The sequence below is a fragment of the Duganella caerulea genome (genome assembly GCF_040362985.1).
GTDB lineage: Bacteria > Pseudomonadota > Gammaproteobacteria > Burkholderiales > Burkholderiaceae_D > Rugamonas > Rugamonas vulcania.
In genome coordinates this window covers 139533-161407 of the sequence record NZ_BPWJ01000006.1, presented here as the reverse complement: position 1 = coordinate 161407, position 21875 = coordinate 139533, and the positions used below count along the sequence as shown (strand labels likewise).

Below are 21875 nucleotides of genomic sequence, written 5' to 3'. Positions count from 1 at the left end.
GCCGCCGCGGAATTAATATGCGACCGTCTTTGCGCACCTGTACAACCGCTGAATCAGCGCAAGCGGGCACACCACCTCATTTTCAAGGGTGGCATGGTTACTCACGCCTCGGCGGGAATAAAATTGTATAAATAATATTCGCTGAACAAGACGTCCAGGATCTTTTCTTCGTGGTGCGCCCTAATTGCTGCGCGCACAGCTGGGTCGGTGTACAGACGCTTGCACGCCTGACAGCGGTGGGCATATTGATCCTCCCACTTGATACCTGAATCCTTGGTAGCTGCCCACTGCAAGATTCGCTCCGGGCCCTCGTTTCGAATCCACCGTTTGAGGAAATCGCTTTCGGCCCTTTGGCGAACTGTGGCCAAGGTGTCTTCGAAAACGCTGCCGATCTCGAGCTCTGGTATGGTTCGAGTCCCAAGGCCGCAACACGCCATGATCTTGCCGTCGGCAAGGACCGTCGTCGTGTTGATCACGCTATCGCACCCGAGCCTGCGCGAAATGTTGGCGGCGTTGGTAGCCAGCCCTTCCGGGTAATGTTCGAGCTGCTTCTCATCCAGCGGCATCCATGGACTCTCGCTGAAGGTGATCAACTCGAGTTCGGCCGTTGAGATCAGTTGGCAGAGCAGCGGCTCGGCAAGCAGCGATGACTTGGTGACCGAGTTTCCGGACACCACTTCGATCATCACCGCGACCGGCATTCCGGCCATCAGGGCGGCCTTGATGCCCCAGATGATCTGGTTTATGTCCACGAATTTTACGTGCTCATCGCCTGTCGAAAAATTGATCTCCTTGAGCCCTGCTTGCTTGAACCTGTGCGTCTGTTCCCTCGCGGCCTCGAGATTCTTCGCCCAATGGCCATTGGTGACGATTCGCGTGGGCAGGGACAGGCTGTCTGCGAATTCAATGAGTTCGAAGAGCTCCTTGCCGTAGAGCGTTGGTTCGCCGCCGGTGAACACGACGGAGTCGTAGTCCAGCGCCTTGGCCTGTCTGATGAGATCCCTCGCCACATCGGCTGCGAGGCGCCCTTTTACTCGCGGGCTGCTCAACGTGCCGCAATGTTTACACTCTGCTGTGCACTGCAGCGTCATTAACAGGGACAGGATCTTCGGATTCGGCAATGGGTCGAGGATTTTCATCAATGTTCCCGCGAAATGTCAGCCTTGAGTGCGTCGAGCTGGTTTACCAGCAGCCGCACGGTGTTCCTGGACAACAGATCGTCCCGCGAGTGCGGAGCAACGACGACCACGATTACTGCAACGAAAACGAGAAGCACGATCGCGACGTCGTCTTCGCCGGAGACTTGCCCGCCAAGCACCTTCTTGCCCATGAATTTGTTAGCAATTCCCTCGGGGAAGTGCGAAGCGACCCCATCTGAAAACTCCTTCTGAATTCTGGCGGCCACGGCCTTCGAGTTGTTGACCATTTCAGTGAGCGTCATCGCCTCAGTCAAAGACGGAACCTCCGTTTCGACTTTGTGCTGAAACTCCTCGCACCACTTGTTGAACGCGTCGTCTTGCATGAGCGATGCAAACGCCTTGTTCGCAGAGCTAATTGCCCGCGAAGGCATTTTCAAATGGAACTCACGCATGGCCGTCCCCGAGGGATCGGCCAAGAACCGCTTCTTGAAATCCGGCGTTCGCATGAGATTCGTGAAACTCACCGCCCTGCTGGTGAACTCCGGGCTGGTCAGGTCCAGTTTTTCGGTCATCGCAACTCCTTCACGTGTGAAATCAACTGGCGCGAACGCCCTGCATAGCCACTTTAGACAATCTAGCCGAAAGAATTATCCACACACTCACACTTTGTCACGAATTCAAGACGCCGGTGCTGCGCCGCATCGGCGGCGCCGCGCCGGGTGCAGGCGTTCCCCTGCCCTCGGCGAACAGCAACTGACGCGGCACTGGCTTGGCGGCTGCTTTAGTCGGTAATTGCACGCAGCCGAGACGACAACACTATCCGCCACGATGGTGGCATGCGCTTCACGTAGCAAGACATCACGTGCGAAGGCCGACACGGTCATACCTCGCAGTGCGGCGGCTTTGACGATCCTGTCCTTCTCGCGGGACTCAAGGCGAAGATCGAGACGGACGGTAGCAGACGTCATGGCAGACTCCTTTGTAATCTCTTACTGTACCCCCCCAGCATCAGCAAGACATAAAGATTTAGTGGCTGTCCGCAGAGGTATTCGTCGGCGCCAACGCCGGCGTCAGGGGGCTGTTCTACGTTCCGATGGTCGTCCGAACTGGTATGGCGTCAGCATTCCGGCCTTCGCTTCTTCAGCGGCGAGAAGCGTATCCTTAATGAACTGGAGAGGTAAGCCGGGGTTCTCATCCACCAACTTGCCCAAGCGCGCCCAATATTCAATCTGCTTCGGCACAGAGCGGTGCTCCGCCGCCGCGTACGGCTTGGCCATTTCCACTAAGTAATCCGGTAATCTCAGTGCAATTGACATGATTTCACCTCCAGGTTCGAGATTTCAGTGTGTCGCCGTTTGCAACCTTTTGCAACCTGCCAAAGGCGGCGCGGCGCCGGATTCTATACAGGATCGATCATTCCCAGATGCTCCCGTAAGAAATCAATGAAGCGCTGTATCTTCGCTGGCAGCAGTCGCGTTTCCGTCAGGGCGTAGACGGGGATCGGCGTGGCCTGCCACTCCGGCAGCACGCGGCGCAGGCGCCCGGCGGCGACGTCGTCGGCGGCGATATCCCTGGCCAGGACGGCGATGCCCATGCCGCGCGTGGCGAGGCGCTGAATCATGCTGACGCTGTTGAGCAAGAAGCGGCCGCCCACCACGACCTCCTCCCGGGTGTCGCCCTGAAGCAAAGACCACCTGTCGGGCTCGGAGGCGCGTAGCCTGAGGCATTCATGCCGCGCCAGGTCGGACACCTGCTTCGGCTCTCCCACCACGTCCAGGTAGGCGGGCGAAGCGTAGAGATAGCGCGGCAGGACGGCGAGACGGCGCGCGATCAGGTTCGAGCTCGGCGGCTCGCCCATGCGGATCGCCACATCGACCGGCTCCGTGACCAGGTCGACCGGCCGCGCACCCAGATCCAATTCAAAACGAATGCCGGGATATCTGCGGGCGAACTCGGCGATCAATGGCGCCAGGAAGATGTTTGCGAAACCCTCCGGCATCGAAGCGCGCAAGACGCCGCTTGGCTGCGCCAGCATTTCCCCGAGCTGCTCGTGCGCCAGGTTGGCTTCGTCGACGATGCGCTTGCAGCGTTCGAAATACAGCTGCCCGGCTTCGGTCAATTCGATCTTGCGCGTCGTCCGATGCAGCAGCCGCAGCCCGATCGACTTTTCCAGCGCAGTGACGCGCCGCGACAAGGTGGAATTCGGCACGCCGGTCGCGGCGGTCGCGCCACGAAAACTCATCGCTTTGACGACCTCCACGAAGAGCGCCATGTCGTTCAATATTTTCATGGAGATTGCGTCAAAAATGGATCAGTTATATCCATTTTCACACATTTACTTTGAATATGCATCAATGCATGATAACGCCTCATCGTCACTGAGGAGCAGCACATGACCCGGCCCACCATCGCCCAACTGCGGCCCATGAATCTCGGCAGCCACTTCCGCGCCTACTCGCTGCGAGGCGACCAGGCGGCCGAGCCGATCGATCCCATCCTCGGCGTCGATCACGCCTGGGTCAGCGCGCCCACGTTTCCGCCGCATCCGCACGCCGGCTTCTCGGCGGTCTCGTATTTGTTTCTCGACTCGGAAACCGGTATCGACAATCGGGATTCCCTCGGCAACCGCAACCTGATCGCACCGGGCGGCCTGCACTGGACCGCCGCCGGCCGTGGCCTGATGCACGAAGAGGTTCCCGTCGAGACCGGCAAGACCGTCCATATGCTGCAGATCTTCGTCAACCTCGCCCGCGAACGCCAGCACGACGCGCCGCACGCGCTCAGCCTGGCGCCGGAGGATGTGCCGGTCGTGCAGCTGCCCGGCGCGAAAGTGCGCGTGCCGCTCGGCAGCTTCGGCGAGGCGCACTCCCCGCTGCGCCCGCCGACCGCGATCACCCTGCTCGATATCAGCCTTGACGACAGCGCCGAATTGACCGTGCCGGTTGCGGCCGGCCAGAGCACCTTCGTCATGCCGATCCACGGCGAATTGTCGGTCAACGGGCAAACATATGAACTCGACAAATTCACGCTGCCGGCCTTTCCAGCGCAGGAGGCACCGCACGCGATCTCGCTCGCGGCCGTCCGGGGCGGCGCCAAGGCCGTGGTGTTCACCGGTACTCCGCTGCAGCAGCCGGTGCATTGGCAAGGCCCGATGGCGCTCGCGTCGCCCGAGGCGCTCGCCGCCGCCATCGCGGCTTATCAACACGGCGATTTCGGCACATTGGACTCCCCCATTGCGCCGGCAAATCACGCGTAGGACCATTCAACCCCAAGGAGAAATCACATGACCTTCCAGAGATTCACCAGCGACAACGCCGCCCTTTTGCTGATCGACCACCAGGTCGGCACGATGGGCTGGGTCAAGTCCACCACCTTCGACGAAATGAAACGCAACGCGCTGATCCTGGCCAAGTCGGCCAAGATCCTCAAGCTGCCGACCGTGCTGACTTCCAGCATGGAGGAAGCCGCCCAAGGTCCGCTGCTGAGCGAGCTGGAGGCCATCTTGCCGGCCGAGTTCGCCGCCCGTATCAAGCGCCTGGGCATCGTCAACGCCATGGACGATGAACACTTCGCCGCCGCCGTCAAGGCCACCGGACGCAAGCGCCTGATCCTGGCGGGCGTGACCAATGACGTGTGCACGGTCTACCCGGCTTTAAGCCTGGTGGGCATGGGCTACGAAGTACAGGTGGTTGCCGACGCGGGCGGTTCGCCGACCAAGATGGCCGACGACATCGCGCTGCGCCGCATGGAACGCGCCGGCGTCACGCTGACCACGACCAATCAGCTGATCGCTGAACTGGCGGGCAGCTGGGCCACGCCGGAAGGTAGCCAGCTGGTTCAGGTGTTGATGGTCGGCGAGTAAGGAGATTAGTGGCTGTCCGTGTAGAAGCACCGCCCGCAAGCCTGGCGGTAGCTTTCATTCCCGCCGATGCTGATCTGCTCGCCTTCCTTGAGGCGCTTGCCGTTCTCGTCGACGCGGATGTTCATGGTGGCCTTCTTGCCGCAGGTGCAGATGTTCTTGAGCTCTTCGATATCATCGGCCAGCGCCAGCAGATAGGCCGAGCCGGGGAATGGCTCGCCGCGGAAGTCCGTGCGCAGGCCGTAGGTGATCACGGGGATGCCGCGTACCTGCGCCAGCTGGTGCAACTGCTGCACCTGCTGCGTGCTGAGGAACTGCGCCTCGTCGATCAGCAGGCAGGCGATCTTGCGGTCGATCGCATCGAGGAAATTGGTGCCGGCGTCGAACACCTCGGTCTGCCGCTGCGGTCCCAGCCGCGACGTCACCTGCCCCACGCCGTAGCGGTTGTCGATGGCGGCGGTGAACAGGCGCACCTGCTGGCCCTGCTCTTCATAGTTGTGCGCCACTTGCAGCATCGCGGTGGACTTGCCTGCGTTCATCGCAGAATATCGGAAATAAAGTTTAGCCACTACTGCCCCTTTTGAAGAGCGCGATTATAAACCGTCGTTCTTGAAAAAGGCGCATACTGGCTGTTGCCCTTTTCGCATATAGAAACTCGAAAACATTCGTTTCCAGCGCTTATCGAGCGACCTACCATCCGCTCTTTACAAAAAAGCACGGACGGACACAATCCTTCCGTGCAGACAGTTCGCAAGGAGAATCGTATGCCCACCCCCGCATTATTCAAACTCATCGGTAACACTCCGCTGGTCCAGGTCACCCGCCTGGACACCGGCCCCTGCCAGCTGTTCCTCAAGCTCGAATCGCAGAACCCCGGCGGCTCGATCAAGGACCGTATCGGCCTGTCCATCATTGAAGCGGCCGAGGCCGACGGCCGGCTGCAACCGGGCGGCACCATCGTCGAAGCCACCGCCGGCAACACCGGCCTGGGCCTGGCGCTGGTCGGCCGCCTCAAGGGCTACCGCGTGCTGCTGGTGGTGCCGGACAAGATGTCCACCGAAAAGGTGCTGCACCTGAAGGCGCTCGGCGCCGAGGTGCGCACCACCCGCTCCGATGTCGGCAAGGGCCATCCCGACTACTACCAGGATTACGCCGCCCGGCTGGCGCGCGAGCTGCCCGGCGCCTTCTTCGCCGACCAGTTCAACAACCCCGCCAATCCGCTGGCGCACGAGACCACCACCGGCCCGGAGATCTGGGAACAGATGGGCCATGAGCTGGACGCCATCGTGGTCGGTGTCGGTTCGGGCGGCACGCTGGCCGGCCTGACCAGCTACTTCCGCCGCGCCGCGCCGCAAGTCGGCTTCGTGCTGGCCGATCCCAAGGGCTCCATCCTCACCGAATACGTCGAGACCGGCCGCGTGTCCGACACCAGCGGCTCGTGGGCGGTGGAAGGCATAGGCGAGGACTTCATCCCCGCGATCGCCGACCTGAGCGGCGTGCGCAAGGCCTACACCATCACCGACCAGGAAAGCTTCGACAGCGCCCGCAGCCTGCTGCGCGCCGAAGGCATCCTGGGCGGCTCGTCGACCGGCACGCTGCTGGCCGCCGCGCTCAAGTACTGCCGCGAGCAGACCACACCGAAGCGCGTGGTCACCTTCGTGTGCGACACCGGCACCCGCTACCTGTCCAAGGTCTACAACGACGGCTGGATGCACGACCAGGGCCTGCTGCGGCGCGAACCGCTGCACGACCTGCGCGACCTGATCGGCCGCCGCCACGACGAGGGCGACGTCGTTAGCGTCTCCCCCGGCGACACGCTGCTGACCGCCTTCAACCGCATGCGCAGCACCGACGTGGCGCAGCTGCCGGTGCTGGAGAACGGCAAGCTGGTCGGCATCATCGACGAGTCCGACCTGCTGCTCAAGGTCGACAACCACGCCGAACAATTCTCCAGCCTGGTCGGCGCGACCATGACCTCCCGCCTCGAGACGCTGCACCCGAGCGCCAGCGTGCAGGCGCTGCGCAGCACGCTGGACCGCGGCCTGACCGCCGTGGTGGCCGACGCCGACGCCTTCTATGGCCTGATCACCCGCTTCGATTTGTTGAACCACCTGAGAAGGACTTTATCTTGAGCCAACCGCACAAAAAAGCCGCCCTGGCCACCCGCGTGATCCACGCCGGCCAATCGCCCGACCCGTCGACCGGCGCCATCATGCCGCCGATCTACGCCACCTCGACCTTCGTGCAGGACAGCCCGGGCGTGCACAAGGGCCTGGACTACGGCCGCTCGCACAACCCGACCCGCTGGGCGCTGGAGCGCTGCGTGGCCGACCTGGAAGGCGGCGCGCAAGGCTACGCCTTCGCCTCCGGCCTAGCGGCGATATCGACGGTGCTGGAACTGGCCAACGCCGGCAGTCACATCATCGCCGGCGACGACATGTACGGCGGCACCTACCGCCTGTTCGAGCGCGTGCGCCGCCGCAGCGCCGGCCACGACTTCACCTACGTCGACCTGACCAACCCGGAAAACCTGCTGGCCGCGATCAAGCCGGAGACCAAAATGGTGTGGGTCGAAACGCCGACCAACCCGATGCTCAAGCTGGCCGACCTGAAGGCCATCGCCAAGATCTGCCGCGAGCGCGGCATCATCGCCGTGGCCGACAACACCTTCGCCAGCCCGCTGGTGCAGCGCCCGCTGGAACACGGCTTCGACATCGTCGTGCATTCGACCACCAAGTACCTGAACGGCCACTCGGACATCATCGGCGGCATCGCCGTGGTGGGCGGCGAGCCGCACCAGCAGGCGTGGAGCGAGCAGCTCGGCTTCCTGCAGAATTCGGTGGGCGCCATCGCCGGCCCGTTCGACAGCTTCCTGGCGCTGCGCGGCGTGAAGACGCTGGCGATCCGCATGGAACGCCACTGCCGCAGCGCGCTGGAGCTGGCGCGCTGGCTGGAGCAGCAGCCGGAAGTGCGCAAGGTCTATTACCCCGGCCTGGAATCGCACCCGCAGCACGAACTGGCCAAGCGCCAGATGGACGGCTTCGGCGGCATCATCTCGATCGACCTGAAGACCGACCTGCCGGGCGCGCGCCGCTTCCTGGAAAGCTGCTCAGTGTTCGCGCTGGCCGAGAGCCTGGGCGGCGTCGAAAGCCTGATCGAGCACCCGGCCCTGATGACCCACGCCACCATCCCGCCGGCGCAGCGCGCCAAGCTGGGCATCGGCGACGGGCTGATACGGCTGTCGGTGGGAATCGAGGATATAGAGGACTTAAGGGCCGATATTCGCCGTTCGCTCGACGCGATTTAGGTGCTAGTATCCGGGCATTGCGTAATCAGCCTGAGAGCTCATGGAATTCCTCTTAATCATCATTGGCGTACTGGCCATAGGCGCCATCTACTCGATCGGCGTGGCCAGCGCCAAGCCGGTGCCCGGCAGCGACTTCTACAAGGTGTCGAAGGATGGCCGCGTGCTGGCCGCCGGCGGCCCCAAGGTGACGGCGCTGCGGCCCAAGGTCACGCCGGAAGGCTTGATGGTCAAGCTGCGCAACGGCCAGCGCACCGGCGAATTCCTGGTGCACGACCTGGTGGCCGAAGTCCATCTGCCCAATCCATCGGGCCTGAAGAACGTCCGCCACAAGGACGGCAACCTGCGCAACAACAAGGTCGAGAACCTGGCGTGGATCAGGGAGCCGGCCCAGGCGCCGGCGCCCGACGCCGTGCCGCCCGAAGAACAGCCTCAATCGCCGGGATGATACCTGCGTTCCAGGTGCCTTTCCACGTCCGCCTTGTAGAACAACACGTCCTTGAATTCGCCGCGCGCATACATCGCGGCCTGGTCGCTGAAATGCGGCGAGGCCGGATCGCCGCTCTCCCCGCCCGCCAGGATGCTGCGCGCCTTGATGCGCGGCCCGAACTCCACCGCCGCCACAAAGCTGTTGCCACGCTCGCCGTAGATTTTTTTGGTCTGGCTCTTTGACGTCATGCCGTAGGCCGCCAGCGATCCCCAGTTGGCCGACGCGAACGCCACCGGCAGACTGGGCTTGCTGTCGTCGAAGGGCTGGACGATGTCGCCGGTCAGGCGCTGGAAGCGGTTGATCTCGCCCCACGGCGTCTGCCACGTGCCGAAGTCCGCCGCCAGCTTGGCCGAGGCGCGCTCCAATGCCTGCAAGCGCTGCTGCGGCGTGATCGCGGCCTGCAGGTAGTCGAGCACCTGCACCTCGCGCGCCTTGGCGGCCGGGCCGTAGGTCGCCGCCAAGTCCTGCGCCCAGAAGATCGCCAGCGAGGTCGGCACCGAATCCAGTGCATAGCGCATGTTCCAGCCGCGCAGCGCGGCGATCTGCGGCGCCAGGCTGGCCTTGAACGGATCGCCTTCCGGCAGCTCGTCCCATGCCGCGAACAGCTGCGGCAGCAACGGCTCGAAGGCCGGCAGCTGCGTGTCGTAGGCGCTGGCGATCAGGCTGTCGAGCGTGAAGTTCTTTTTGTTCTCCAGCACCCGCACCGCGTGGATGCCGCGCGGGTTCTCGGGATTCATCGACATATAGGCCGGATAGTCGCGCGCCTTCGGGCTGTACGCGCCGGCCGCCGTGTAGGGCCAGTTGTTGGTGTTCTGTATCCAGCCGTTCTTCGGGTTGAACAGCGTGATGGTGTCCTTCACCGCATGCAGGCCTTGCCATTCGGTGGCGGGATCGCTGCCGTCGACCGGATGCTTCCAGTCGAACTTTGGATCGCGCTTGGGGATGAAGTTCCCGTGGAAGTAAGCGATATTGCCGTCGGCGTCCGCGTACACGGTGTTGTTGGACGAGTTGGTGCGCAGCTCCATGGCCTTGTAGAAGTCCTTGTAGCTGCGGGCCTTGGTGCGGATGTAGGATTGCGTCAGCGCCTTCAAGGGCTCGTTCATCAGGCGCACGGCGATCCACTTGCCGTCCTTCGCGCGCACGATCGGGCCGTGGTGGCTGTAGTAGACCCTGACCGTTTTGCTGGCCGTGCCGTCCGCCGTCTTGTACGGCAGCGCGATGTCGACCGCCTTCAATGGCCGCAGCTCCTGGCCGTACTGGTAGTGGAACTGGCCATCCTTCTCGCTGATGGTCTCGAGGTATTCGTCGATGACGTCGCCGCCGCCGGACGTGTGCATCCAGCCCAGCCGGTCGTTGAAGCCCTGGTAGACGAAGAACTGGCCCCAGGTCACGGCGCCATACGCGTTCAGGCCCTGCTCGCTGTGCACCTGCACCTCGGGCCGGAAATAGAACGAGGTGTGCGGATTAATCAGCAGCAGCGCGTGGCCGTCCCTGGTCAGCGCGGGCGCGATGGCAAAGCCGTTGGAGCCGCCCGGTTCCTTGTCCAGGTCGACGCCGTCCCCGCGCGCCGACAGCAGCACCGGCGGCGCCAGCGGCAGCTTGGCGCCGTTGGCGTACAGCTCCTGCAGCTGCTTGATGTCCACCGATTCGATGTCGCCGCCGATGCTGCCTTCGCTGAAGCTGAGCGCCATCCACGGCTCGAAATGCGTGATCAACGCCGGCTTCACGTCGGGGTGGGTGGCGAGGTAGTAGTTCAAGCCGTCGGCGAAGGCCACCATCAGCTGCTTCAGCCACGCCGGGCTTTGCTTGTACTGCGCCTGCAGCTCGGCCGGATTGATGAACAGCTTCATGCGCAGGTCGCGATACAGCTCGGCCTCGCCTTCAACCTCGGCCAGCCGGCCCATGGCGTTGATGTAGTTGCGCTCGACCCGCTTGAAGTCGTCCTCGGCCTGCGCGTACATCAGGCCGAACACGGCGTCGGCGTCGGTCTTGCCGTAGACGTGGGGGATGCCCCACTTGTCGCGCAGGATGGTCACGCGCTGGGCTGCGGCCTTCAGGCGCGCAGCCTCCGCTTTGTCCGCCGGCTTGGCCACCGGCGGCGCCGCCACCGCCGTACTCATCGCAACACAACACATCAGGGCTAAGCTTGAACGCATCGACAGGACTCCGGGCGGTGGTGGGGACTACAACTCAGCTGGCGTCGACCAGTTCCGAGATGCGCAGCTGCAGCGCGGTGATTTCCGCCCGCAGCGCCGCGTTCTTTTCCTTCAGCGATGCGTTCTCGGCGCGCAGTTCCTCGACCTCGGTCAGCGGCCGGCCGTAATCGCCGCCGCCCTCCTTCGGCTCCTTGGCCGGACGCGAGGCGGCGCGCAGTTCGCGCACTTCCTTGGCGGCCTTCTGCAGCTCCTTCTTGCCGCCGGCGACCGCGGCCACCTGGTCCGCCTCCGGCAACGAAGCCACCGTGGCGGCCGCGTTGATCGAGATCGTGCCCGAACGGACCGCCTCCACCAGCTCCGGCGTGGCCGTCTTCTGGATCTTTTCGATCTGGCTGATGGTGGCGCTGCTCAGGCGCGCGGCGCGGGCGATGTCCTCGCGCGAGGTCAGCGGCATGGCGGCCGGCTTGGCCTTGGGCGCCTCGCCCTCGGGCGGCGCGATGGCCGCATCCTCGGCGGCGGCCTGCGCGGCCAGCTCGGCCACGCGGGCCGCGACGATTTCCTTCTTGCGCAGCGCCAGCACGCCGCGCTGGAAGTCGGAAATGCTGCGGCGGCCCAGGTTGTTATCGATCATCCACAGCTTGACGTCGTCCAGGTTGCGGAAGCTGGTGTTTTCCGTGACCTTGAACGGAATGCCATGCTGCTGGCAGATCTGGTAGCGGTTGTGGCCGTCCACCAGCACGTCTTCCCACAGCACCAGCGCGTCGCGGCAGCCTTCCACCAGGATGCTGCGCTCCAGCGCGGCGTATTCGGCCTCGGTCAGCGGCTCGATATAGCCGCGCAACACGTCGTTAATTTTGATTTGCATAGTTGTCCTCGAAATACCGGCGGGCCGGCGCCTGTGCGCCCGGCCAAATCGCCGTCCCGCATGCTACACCATCCGCGCGCGCGGCCAAAGCCCTGGGCCGACAATGGCAATTAAGGCAATCTTAAGCCTTCTCCACTATCATGCTCTCCAGTCAACAAGCTTTCTCCGGCCACTTGACATAAGCCCCGACAGGTTTCCCTCCTGCTCGGGGCTTTTCTTTTGGATTGCTTTTGCCTGGGCCTTGTCGCATGATGCAACTTCATCAACCAAGGCCCGACCATGATCAACTACATAATCCAAGTCTCCTTCGCCGATGCCGCCGCCGACACCATCGTGCGCCTGAGCCACGAACTGTCGAAATACAATATCGCCGCCGGCGTCAGGGCCGACGACGGGCGCGCCTATCACCTGCCGCCCGGCACCTTCATGTACCACGGCGGCGAAACCATCAACGAGGTGCGCGACGCCGTCCACCGCCTGGCGGAAACCATCCAGTCCGGGGTCTCGGTGCTGGTGACGGAAGCGGCGTCGCTGTCCTGGAGCGGACTGCAGGAATTGCCGGCCGCCTGAGCGGCATGACCGCGGCCTAGTGCCGGCCGGCCGCCTCGACCAGCACTTGGTCGTCGCAGCCGATCTCGCGCGGCGCCGACGGGGCGGCGTTGCCGACCAATTGCGGCAGCTCGCCGCCGGTGCTGAAATCAAGCGGCAGCGCCACCCGGATCTCCTGCAGGTATTTGTGCTGGGTGCACACCAGCGTGATGCTGGCCGCCACCCGCTCGCCGTAGCGCGCCTTGACGCGGTCGAAGAACTCGCCGACGCGGAAGCTCTTGCCGGCGCTGCCCAGCACGATCTTGCCGACCTCCGAATCGTTCACCACCTTGACCGCCGACACCGCCTTGACGAAATACTCGTCCGGCGGCAGCGCCTGGCATTTGCCGTGCTTGTTCCACTCGTACGCGCCGAACGTGCGCTCGAAGTAGAAGTTGGGCATCCACGGCGCCACCTTGTCGATGGTTTCCTTGGTCAGCGCGAAAGCCGGACCCTCGCAGCCGCCGTAATGGGTGCCGCATTCCTTCTTGTTCGGCCACAGGCCGTGCAGGCTCAGGGTCTTGGCTTCCAGCGCGCCGCTGTTCATGGCGTCGCATTCAGGCTTCTTGCCGTTGTACGGCACGTGCTCGCAGAACCCGGGCTGCCAGGTGATCGCCAGCACATAGCTGTCCTGCTTGTTGGCGATGCTGCACGACTCGCCGCCACCGTTGCCGCCGGACGGCGCCTTGACCGCCTGCTCGGCCAGCGCCGGCGTGCCGCAGCTGCGCTGCACCCAGCGCAGGGATGGCTGGGCGCCTGGCACCTCCACCCGCAGCCAGTCGTATTCGACCTTGTTAATCTCGCGCACCGTGTAGGCGGTGCCGGCGGCGACCTTGGTCTCGCCCGGATTGGTGCGCTTGGCGAAGGAGGCGAACGCCTCGCAGGACTGGGTCGCGGTGAATGTGCCGCTGGCCGATTCGCTGGCGGCGGCGTCGAACGCGGCGATGGCCAGCAGCAGCGCTGCGAGATGACGATGCATGGAAACTCCTAAGGTGGGGAAAAGTCGCGCTATTCTATTACAGCCAGCCGGCATCGCGGGCCAGGCGGAAGGCCTCGACGCGGTTGCCGGCATCGAGCTTGCTGATCGCCTCCGACAGGTAGTTGCGCACCGTGCCCTCGGACAGGTGGATCCGGCGCGCGATGTCGCCGCTGCTGCAGCCCTCGCCGGCCAGCCGCAGCACCTGCCGCTCACGCTCGTTGAGCGGATCCTCCTTGCCGCTCCAGCTCTCCAGCGCCAGCTCCGGCGCGATGGCGCGCCCGCCCGCGTGCACGGTGCGGATGGCCGCCGCCAGCGTCTCGGCCGGAGCGTCCTTGAGCAGGTAGCCGCGCACGCCGGCGCCCAGCGCGCGCCGCAGATAGCCGCTGCGGGCGAAGGTGGTCACGATCATCACCCGCGTCGGCAGGCTTTGCGCGGCCAGCGCGGCGGCCAGTTCCAGCCCGGTCATCAGCGGCATCTCGATGTCGGTCAGCAGGATGTCCGGCCGCAGCGATTCGCACAGCGTCAGCGCCTGCTGGCCGTTGGCGGCGCGGCCCACCACATCGATATCTCCCTCCAGCTTGAGCAGCGCGGCCAGCGCGCCCAGCACCAGCGCCTGGTCTTCGGCGATCACCACGGATATCATCGTCATGCAGTCCCTCCCATCGGCAAACTCAGTTCCAGCGCCAGCCCGCGGTCGACCCGCAGCGCCAGGCGCCCGCCCAGCGCCGTCACGCGCTCCTTCATGCCGCTCAGGCCCGAGCCGTGGACGATGGCGCCGCCCCGCTCCAGCGCCTGGCCGTTGTCGCGCACCCGCAGCAGCACCATGCCCGGCTCCAGCGTCATCCTCACCTCGCAGTGCGAGGCGCCGGCGTGGCGCAGGATGTTCGTCACCGCCTCGCGCAGCGCCAGCGACAGCACGTTCTCCAGCGCGGCCGGCAGCACGCACGGCTGCACCTGCTCGGTGAAACCGACATTGGCCGCCGCCAGGCTGGCGCGCGCCGTCGCCAGCTCGTGCGCGAAGCCGGTCTGGCGGATGCCCGTCACCGCCGAGCGCACCTCGCCCAGGGCGTTGCGCGCGGCCTGTTCGATGTCGCGGATCTCGCCGCGGCAAGCCGCCGGGTCGCGCTCCAGCAGCTTGCCCGCCAGCTCGGCCTTCAGCGTGATCATCGACAGCGTATGGCCCAGCAGGTCGTGCAGGTCGCGCGAGATGCGTTCGCGCTCGGCGATGCGGGCCAGGTGCGCCACCTCCTCCTGCTTGCGCAGCAACTGGTCGCGCGAGCGCCGCATGCTTTCCTCGATGACGCTGGCGAATCCGACCGGGCCGCCGACGATCAGCGCCGGCGCCAGGAAGTTGATCTTCAACGTGACGTAAGGCGTCATCACGCAGGCGCACAGCAGCACCAGCGCGATCCCCAGGTAGGAATAGCCGCGCCGTTCGAAGCGCGAGCACATGGCGCAGCCGAAGATGAAGAAGGTGCTGGCGCCGGAATTATACGGCGCCCACAACACGCCGAGCAGCACGACGAACAGCAGCAGCGGCACCACCTGCAGGTTGCTGCGCCAGAAGCTGAGGAAATACACGGGAAAGAACACCAGCACCGTCAGCGCCAGCCACGCCATCTCTGCCGGGCTGGGACCGATGTAGACGTACTTCCACAGGATGAACAGGAATGACCACGCCCACAGGTACGGGCCCTTGCCCATGGCCGGCGGCACCCACGGCGCGCGCAGCACGTTCACCAAGTTCCGATCAATGCCCAAGCTCTTCCCCGTTCCGTTATTCGTTCACCAGCCGCACGTCGGCGATCTGGAACTGGTAGTCGCCCACCACCGGGCCGGCGTTGAACGCGATCATGGTCACCGCGCCGAAGTCGATGCCCTTGAAGCCGTCGAACGGCAGCGCCACCTCTTTCCACTCGGCCGAGGCCTCGAAGCCCTGGTTGACCGGGATCGTGATCCCGCTCGACAGCACGGCGACATTGTAGCGCCGGCCGTCACCCTTGACGCGGAAGCGCAGCACCTTGGCGCCTCGCAGGTCGGCCGGCTGCATGATCTGCGCGCCCGGCATGAAGGCCAGTCCGGCCCAGGGATAGGCAAAGCCGGGCACCACCTTCGCGTTCACCGCGACCGTGCCGGGTTCCCGCACCTTCAAGTCGACGGTGGATTTGCCGCCGGCGAATTGGTCGGTGGACGGCACCCAGCCCATGCCGATCGGGCTGGCCAGCTTGTCGGCCGTGAACTGGCTGATACGCCCGCCGTCCGGCAGCGCCATCGGCGGTTGCGTGCGCGGCGCCAGCTCCTGCGCCACCTTGTCCTGCTGGGCCTTGCGCAGCGGACTGGCGGCGTCGCCGTCCTTCCACACTTCGACGATGTCGTGCAGCACGCCGATATCGCTGCCGGCGTCGCCCTGCACCAGCAGCAGGTCGGCCTTGTAGCCCTTGGCGATGCGGCCGCGATCGGCCAGCTTGAAGGCGCGCGCCGGCGCCGACGTGGCGGCGGCCAGCGCCTGTTGCTGCGTCAGCCCGGCCTCCACCAGCGACCGCACCTCATGCAGCAGGCTCACGCCGTGCTGGGTGCCGGCGTTTCCGGCGTCGGTCCCGGCTAGCACCGGCACGCCGGCCTTGCCCAGCGCCGCCACCAGCTGCCGCGGCGCCGCCATCAGCGCGGGATTGGGCTGGGCGCCGTATGGGGACTTCAACGGCGCCATCTGCTCCTTGGTGAGCAGGGCCGCCAGGCCGGCGTCCCCCATCACGTCCTCCTCGCGCAGGCCGGCGACGCTTTCCAGCACGCTCAGGGTCGGGATGATGAAGGCGTGCTTCTGCCGCGCCAACTGGACGAAGGCTGCCACTTCCTCTCCGCTCATGTCGCGGGCGTTGAACAGGTGGGCCAGGCCGTCGGCGCCCGCGTCCAGCGCGGCGCGGGCGTCGGCCAGCTTGCTGATGTGGACCACCGCCAGCTTGCCGCGCGCGTGGGCGGCCGCGATGAGGGCTTTGACCGTCGGCAGGTCCAGCGTTTTCATCGGATGGCCGGGCCAACCGCTCTCCATCACGATCTTGATGAAGTACGAGCCCTCGGCGATGCGGGCGTCGACGAAGGCCTGGGCCTCCTCGGGACGGGTCAGCGTGGGGATCGGCAAGCCGTATTCGGTGCCGTGGCCCTCCGGCGCGGTGGCCAGCGTGCCGGCCGAATACATGTCGGCCTGGCCGTGGTTGGCGTTGGCGCGCATCTTCGCGCTCATCGCCTGCATCGTTTCCACGGCGGTGAACATGTCGATCTGCGTGGTCACGCCGAACATCAGCGGCAGCTCCAGGTGGCGGTAGGCGTGGACGTGGGCGTCGATCAGGCCAGGCAGCAGCGTGCGGCCGGCGCCTTCGACGATGCGCGCGCCGGCCGGCGCCGCGCTGCGGAAGTCGGCGTCGGCGATCTTGTCGTCCTTGACCAGCACCGAGCGCTTGGCGTACATCTGCTCACCATCGAACACGCGGGCGTCGCGTATCAGCCAGGTGTCGGCCAGCGCCGGGAGGGTCAGGCCGAGGCCACAAGCGAACAGCATGGTCGAAAATACAGGTTTCATTGAAGTCTCCGGGTTGGTATGACGACAGTGTGCCGCGAGACCAGGCGGCGGACCAGACGCAAATGCCACAACTTTGACGTGACAATTGTCAGCACGCCCCTCGCGCCAGCCGATGCGGTTAGAATTGTACTAAACAAGCTCCATCCGCCGAACCGGAAGAAAAACACCGTATGCTCAAACGCCGTTTACGAATACTGGCCAGCCTGGGCGCACTGGGCATCCTGCCCGCCATTGCCGCGCCGGCGGCGCCCGTCGCCAAATTCGCGCCGGTGCCGGTGGTATCGATCTTCCGCCCGCTGCAGGCCAACGGCTCGGCCGACGACGCGCTGGCCAGCGGCCGCGTGGTCCCCGGCAGTTATGCGATGGCGCCCAAGGCCAGCAAGCATTGGCGCATCGCCTTCCTGTTCCCCCATTTAAAAGATCCGTACTGGGTCGGCTGCAGCTATGGCGTCATCAGCGAGGCGCGCCGTCTCGGGGTCGCGGTCGACATCCTGCCGGCCACCGGCTACGACGACCTGAAAGGCCAGTTGCGCCAGATGGACGCCGCCATCGCCGCCAAATACGACGCCATCGTCATCTCGCCGATCGGCATGACGGCCAATAACCAATCGATCGCCAAGGCGCGCGCCGCCGGCATACCGGTGTTCGAGCTGGCCAACGACAGCCGCAGCGACGACCTGACCATCAAGGTCACGACCTCGCTGCGCAACATGGGAGTGGAAGCGACGCGCTGGATGGTGCGCGACGCCCAGCAGCGCGGCCTGAAGTCGGTCAACATCGCGCTGCTGCCCGGCCCCATGGGCGCGGGCTGGGTCAAGGGAGAAGTCGACGGCACGCGGATCGCCGCGGCGGAAGCGGCGATCCCGGTCAACATCATCGATATCCGCTACGGCGACAGCGACCGCCAGATCCAGTCGCAACTGGCGGCGCAGCTGCTGGCCAAGCACGGCGCCAAGCTCGATTACCTGCTTGGCTGCACCGGTTGCGCGCCGGCCGCGGTCCAGCCGGTCAAGGCGGCCGGCTTGAAGGGCAAGCTGCGCGTGGTGGCCTTCGACCTGACCGACGAAATCGCCCGCCTGATCCGCAGCGGCGACATCTACGCCGCCGCCGACACCAAGGGTGTGAGCCAGGCGCGCGTGGCGATCAACGCCGCCGTCAACCTGCTGGAGGGGCGCGGCAAGAACCTGCCACATACCATCCTGGTCAACCTGGGACTGGTCGACCAGCAGAACTACGCCAGCTATCCTTTCGATACCTCGATCGCGCCGGAAGGCTACAAGGCCGAGCTGTCCTACGACCCGGCCAGGAACTGATCAGGCCTGGCGCTTCAGTTCCACCACCTTGGCGGCGCGGAAGCGTGCCGCCAGTTCGGCCCACTGCGCATCGGCCTTGTCCAGCGCCGCCAGCTTCACGTGGCCGTAGCCGCGCACCTGGTCCGGCAACTGCGCCAGCTTCAGCGCCACCTCCTTGTTGTCGACCCGCAGGCCGGACGCCAGTTCCTCGGCGAAGGCCAGGTAGCGGTCGCGCAGCGCGCGCTCACGCTTGCGCTCCCGCGTGTAGCCGAAGACGTCGAGCGGCGTGCCGCGCAGGGACTTGAGACGGGCCAGCGCGCCGAAGGCCGGCATCATCCAGCCGCCGAAGGTCATCTTGGCCGGCACGTCGGAGCCTGGCTTGCGGCGCGCCAGCAGCGGCGGCGCCAGATGGAAGGCCAGCTTGTAGTCGCCGTCGAACTGCGCGGCGATCTGCGCGCGGAAGGCGGGATCGGCATGCAGCCGCGCCACTTCGTATTCGTCCTTGTAGGCCATGACCTTGAACAGGTTGCGCGCCACGGCCTTGCTCAACTGCTTGCGCGAGCCGCTGCCTTCCAGCGCGATCTCGCGCAGTTCGACGGCGGTCACCGCATCGAAGTACTGCCGCGCGTAGGCGGCGTTCTGGTACTTGGTCAGCCAGTCGACGCGGAAGGCGACGGTTTCGGCCAGCGACTTCGGCGCGGCGAACTGGATCACCTGCGACGGTTGCGCGAGGCGGTCCAGCGCCGCGCGGTCGGCGGCGGCCAGGCGGCCCAGCATGAAGGCGCGCTTGTTCATGTCGATGGCGACGGCGTTCAATTCGATCGCCCGCATCAGCGCCTCCAGGCCGACAGGCACCAGCCCCAGTTGCCACGCATAGCCCATCAACAGGATGTTGCCGCCGATAGGATCGCCGAGGAAGCGCGCCGCCGTTTCCTGCGCGTCGAGCTGCGACAGGTTCTCGGCGCCGGCCGACGCGGCCAGCTTCTCCAGCAGGCCGTCCTTGTTGATGGAGGCGTCGCGCTCGCGGGTGAATTCGGCGGTCGGGATTTCGCGCTCGTTGGCCACCACCTTGGTGTGCCCGTGGCGCATGACGGACAGGCTGTCCGGCATGGCGGCCACCACCAGGTCGCAGGCGAACACCGCGTCGGCCTGGCGCAGGTCGATGCGCACCTGGTTCAGGCGCGACGGCGACGAGGCCACGCGCACATGCGACAGCACCGCGCCACCCTTCTGCGCAAAGCCCATGAAGTCCAACGTGGAGGCGCCCTTGCCTTCCAGGTGGGCGGCCATCGAGATCAGCGCGCCGACGGTGACGATGCCGGTGCCGCCGACGCCAGCCACCAGGATTTCAAACGGTTTGGCCAGCGCGTGGCGCGCCGGCTGCGGATAGGCGGCCAGCGCCTGCTCAAGGTCGGCCAGCGACAGCTTCACGCTTTCCGGCTTGCGCAGCGCGCCGCCCAGCACCGAGACAAAGCTCGGGCAGAAGCCCTCGACGCAGGAGTAGTCCTTGTTGCAGGACGATTGCTCGATCTGGCGCTTGCGTCCCAGCTCCGTCTCCAGCGGCAGGATGGACAGGCAGTTCGACTGCACGCCGCAATCGCCGCAGCCTTCGCACACGGCGGGATTGACCACCATGCGCCGCGCAGGATCGGAGAAGACCACCTTGCCCGGCTTGTTCTTCTTGCGGCGGCGGCGTTTCTCGGCGGCGCAGGTCTGGTCGTACACCAGCACCGTCACGCCGGCGATCTCGCGCAGCATGCGCTGCATGGCATCGAGCTCGCTGCGGTGATGCACGGTCACGCCTTCCGGCAGCGTCACGCCCTGGTAGTTTTCCGGCGCATCGGTCACCACCACGACCTTCTTCGCGCCCTCGCTGCACACCTGCTGCACGATCTGCGGCACCGACAGGCTGCCGTCCACCGGCTGGCCGCCGGTCATGGCCACCGCGTCGTTGTACAAGATCTTGTAGGTGATGTTGGTGCGCGCCGCGACCGCCTGCCGTATCGCCAGCGATCCCGAATGGTAGAAGGTGCCGTCGCCCAGGTTCTGGAACACGTGCGGCTCGCCGACGAAGCGCGAGGAGCCGACCCAGCTCACGCCCTCGCCGCCCATCTGCGACAGGTAATTCGTGTCGCGCTTCATCCACGTCGCCATGAAGTGGCAGCCGATGCCGGCCAGCGCGCGGCTGCCTTCCGGCACGCGGGTCGAGGTATTGTGCGGACAGCCGGAGCAGAAATACGGCGTGCGCTTGACGCCGTCGGCGCCGTTCGACAGCAGCTCGGCGGCGCAGAAGTCCGGCAGCATGCGCGCCAGGTCCAGCTGCGGGAAATGCGGCGCCAGCCAGCGCACCAGCGCCGGCGCGATGCGCGACGGCCGCAGCTCGCCCAGCGCCGACAGCAGCGCGTCGCCATGGCGGTCGGTCTTGCCGATGACGATGGGGCGCTGCTCGTGCGGCAGGTTGTAGAACAGGTTCTTGACCTGCTGCTCGATGACCGCGCCCTTCTCCTCGACCACCAGGATCTCGGCCAAGCCCTCGGCAAACGCCGACAGGCGGGTGCGCTCCAACGGATAGGTCAGGCCCGGCTTGTAAAGGCGCACGCCCAGCTGCTCCAGCCGTTCGAGCGGCAGCTCCATGCGCTCGAGCGCCTCCAGCAAATCGAGGTAGGCCTTGCCGGCGCTGATGATGCCGATGGTGGCGCGCGGCGCCGGCACCACCAGCTTGTCGATGGAATTGGCGCGGGCGAAGGCCTGCACCGCCTCCAGCTTGGCGGCGGCGCGCTGCTCCAGCGCGAGGCCCGGCAGGTCCGGCCAGCGGTTGTGCAGGCCATCCGGCGGCGCCGTGTAATCGGCCGGCTCGACGTAGCGCGGCAGCGGCGGCAGCTCGACCACCGCGCCGCCCTCCACGGTTTCCGAGATGGCCTTGAAGCCGCTCCACGCGCCCGAGTAACGCGACATGGACCAGCCGTACAGCCCGAACTCCATGTACTCCTGGATGTTGGCCGGGTTAATCACCGGCATGCCCCAGGCGATCAGCGCCTGTTCGCTCTGGTGCGGCATCGACGACGACACGCAACCGTGGTCGTCGCCCAGTATCACCAGCACGCCGCCATGCGGCGACGAGCCGTAGACGTGACCGTGCTTGAGCGCGTCGCCGGCGCGGTCCACGCCCGGCCCTTTGCCGTACCACATGGCGAACACGCCGTCGACCTTGCGGGTCGGGTCGGCCTCGACCTGCTGCGAGCCCATGACGGCGGTCGCGCCCAGTTCCTCGTTGATCGCCGGGAGGAATTCGATGTGGTGGCCTTGCAGCAGGTCCTTGGCGCGCCACAGTTCCTGGTCGACGGCGCCCAGCGGCGAGCCGCGGTAGCCGCTGACGAAACCGGCGGTGTTGAGCTGGCGCGCCTCGTCGCTGACCTTCTGCATGCACAGCAGGCGCACCAGCGCCTGGGTGCCGGTCAGGAACACGCGGCCTTCGGCGCGGGTCAGGTTGTCGTCCAGCGCGTAGTGCGGATCGGCCAGGAATGGCACGGGGATGGTCAAGGTATTCATTGTCTCGTTATGTTTTTTTGATGAGACAGGATATGCCGCCACTATGGAAAAATTATTTCTATCTTTGCCGCGTGCGGGAC

20 protein-coding genes are annotated in these 21875 nt (G+C 65.6%); 7 read left to right on the top strand and 13 right to left on the bottom strand.

The window, feature by feature from the left end; translation table 11 throughout:
• Positions 1-101: 101 nt before the first annotated feature.
• From ACUJB0_RS19500 to ACUJB0_RS19480, 5 genes are all read right to left on the bottom strand, one after another.
• Positions 102-1139: a radical SAM protein gene (locus ACUJB0_RS19500; protein ID WP_444846658.1), complete on the bottom strand. Its 1038-nt coding sequence runs from the start codon at positions 1137-1139 to the stop codon at positions 102-104.
• Positions 1139-1711, bottom strand: coding sequence for a hypothetical protein (locus tag ACUJB0_RS19495; protein WP_444846657.1), 573 nt, complete (start codon positions 1709-1711; stop codon positions 1139-1141). The genes ACUJB0_RS19500 and ACUJB0_RS19495 overlap by 1 nt, the downstream gene beginning before the upstream one ends.
• 105 nt (positions 1712-1816) lie before the next feature.
• Entirely contained in the window at positions 1817-2107 is a 291-nt protein-coding gene (locus tag ACUJB0_RS19490; RefSeq protein ID WP_444846656.1) for a type II toxin-antitoxin system TacA family antitoxin, read from the bottom strand.
• Between the two features lie 102 nt (positions 2108-2209).
• Positions 2210-2455, bottom strand: a complete 246-nt coding sequence (locus ACUJB0_RS19485) for a TA system antitoxin ParD family protein (protein ID WP_444846655.1) — start codon at positions 2453-2455, stop codon at positions 2210-2212.
• Between the two features lie 83 nt (positions 2456-2538).
• On the bottom strand, positions 2539-3429 hold the full coding sequence (locus ACUJB0_RS19480; RefSeq protein WP_444846654.1) for a LysR family transcriptional regulator: 891 nt from the start codon (positions 3427-3429) through the stop codon (positions 2539-2541).
• 102 nt (positions 3430-3531) lie between these two features.
• Here ACUJB0_RS19480 and ACUJB0_RS19475 point away from each other — a divergent pair, with 102 nt between their 5' ends.
• Both ACUJB0_RS19475 and ACUJB0_RS19470 read left to right on the top strand, forming a co-directional pair.
• Complete coding sequence (locus tag ACUJB0_RS19475) at positions 3532-4395, top strand: pirin family protein (RefSeq protein ID WP_444846653.1); 864 nt, start codon at positions 3532-3534, stop codon at positions 4393-4395.
• A 27-nt stretch (positions 4396-4422) separates the two neighbouring features.
• Complete coding sequence (locus ACUJB0_RS19470) at positions 4423-5001, top strand: isochorismatase family protein (RefSeq protein ID WP_444846652.1); 579 nt, start codon at positions 4423-4425, stop codon at positions 4999-5001.
• A 5-nt stretch (positions 5002-5006) separates the two neighbouring features.
• Here ACUJB0_RS19470 and ACUJB0_RS19465 read toward each other — a convergent pair whose 3' ends face one another.
• On the bottom strand, positions 5007-5567 hold the full coding sequence (locus ACUJB0_RS19465) for a thymidine kinase (protein WP_444846651.1): 561 nt from the start codon (positions 5565-5567) through the stop codon (positions 5007-5009).
• Between the two features lie 195 nt (positions 5568-5762).
• On the opposite strand from ACUJB0_RS19465, the gene ACUJB0_RS19460 reads away from it, so the two are divergent.
• The 3 genes from ACUJB0_RS19460 to ACUJB0_RS19450 are packed head-to-tail and all read left to right on the top strand — an operon-like array spanning position 5763 to position 8750.
• Positions 5763-7130 (top strand): pyridoxal-phosphate dependent enzyme, encoded by a 1368-nt coding sequence (locus ACUJB0_RS19460; protein WP_444846650.1) that lies wholly within the window; start codon positions 5763-5765, stop codon positions 7128-7130.
• A complete protein-coding gene (locus tag ACUJB0_RS19455) occupies positions 7127-8305 on the top strand; it encodes a trans-sulfuration enzyme family protein (RefSeq protein ID WP_444846649.1) in 1179 nt (392 codons plus the stop codon). The genes ACUJB0_RS19460 and ACUJB0_RS19455 overlap by 4 nt, the downstream gene beginning before the upstream one ends.
• Before the next feature lie 40 nt (positions 8306-8345).
• Positions 8346-8750 (top strand): HNH endonuclease family protein, encoded by a 405-nt coding sequence (locus ACUJB0_RS19450; protein ID WP_444846648.1) that lies wholly within the window; start codon positions 8346-8348, stop codon positions 8748-8750.
• Here ACUJB0_RS19450 and ACUJB0_RS19445 read toward each other — a convergent pair.
• Positions 8735-10948 (bottom strand): acylase, encoded by a 2214-nt coding sequence (locus ACUJB0_RS19445; RefSeq protein WP_444846647.1) that lies wholly within the window; start codon positions 10946-10948, stop codon positions 8735-8737. The genes ACUJB0_RS19450 and ACUJB0_RS19445 overlap by 16 nt on opposite strands.
• A 34-nt stretch (positions 10949-10982) precedes the next feature.
• Positions 10983-11813, bottom strand: coding sequence for a ParB N-terminal domain-containing protein (locus tag ACUJB0_RS19440; RefSeq protein WP_161085582.1), 831 nt, complete (start codon positions 11811-11813; stop codon positions 10983-10985).
• Between the two features lie 279 nt (positions 11814-12092).
• Here ACUJB0_RS19440 and ACUJB0_RS19435 point away from each other — a divergent pair, with 279 nt between their 5' ends.
• Positions 12093-12383, top strand: coding sequence for a hypothetical protein (locus ACUJB0_RS19435; RefSeq protein WP_444846646.1), 291 nt, complete (start codon positions 12093-12095; stop codon positions 12381-12383).
• Between the two features lie 16 nt (positions 12384-12399).
• On the opposite strand, the gene ACUJB0_RS19430 is transcribed toward ACUJB0_RS19435, so the two are convergent.
• The 4 genes from ACUJB0_RS19430 to ACUJB0_RS19415 are packed head-to-tail and all read right to left on the bottom strand — an operon-like array spanning position 12400 to position 16954.
• Complete coding sequence (locus ACUJB0_RS19430; RefSeq protein WP_444846645.1) at positions 12400-13380, bottom strand: ribonuclease T2 family protein; 981 nt, start codon at positions 13378-13380, stop codon at positions 12400-12402.
• A 37-nt stretch (positions 13381-13417) separates the two neighbouring features.
• Positions 13418-14029 (bottom strand): response regulator transcription factor, encoded by a 612-nt coding sequence (locus ACUJB0_RS19425; protein WP_444846644.1) that lies wholly within the window; start codon positions 14027-14029, stop codon positions 13418-13420.
• Positions 14026-15120 carry a sensor histidine kinase gene (locus ACUJB0_RS19420; RefSeq protein ID WP_444846643.1) on the bottom strand — a complete coding sequence of 365 codons (1095 nt, stop codon included), beginning with the start codon at positions 15118-15120 and terminating at the stop codon, positions 14026-14028. Before ACUJB0_RS19420 ends, ACUJB0_RS19425 begins: the two co-directional genes overlap by 4 nt.
• A gap of 37 nt (positions 15121-15157) precedes the next feature.
• Positions 15158-16954: a CIA30 family protein gene (locus ACUJB0_RS19415; protein WP_444846642.1), complete on the bottom strand. Its 1797-nt coding sequence runs from the start codon at positions 16952-16954 to the stop codon at positions 15158-15160.
• Between the two features lie 170 nt (positions 16955-17124).
• Between ACUJB0_RS19415 and torT the strand changes: the two genes are divergently transcribed.
• Entirely contained in the window at positions 17125-18267 is a 1143-nt protein-coding gene (gene torT / locus ACUJB0_RS19410) for a TMAO reductase system periplasmic protein TorT (RefSeq protein WP_444846641.1), read from the top strand.
• On the opposite strand, the gene ACUJB0_RS19405 is transcribed toward torT, so the two are convergent.
• Positions 18268-21795: an indolepyruvate ferredoxin oxidoreductase family protein gene (locus ACUJB0_RS19405; protein ID WP_444846640.1), complete on the bottom strand. Its 3528-nt coding sequence runs from the start codon at positions 21793-21795 to the stop codon at positions 18268-18270.
• Positions 21796-21875: the final 80 nt, after the last annotated feature.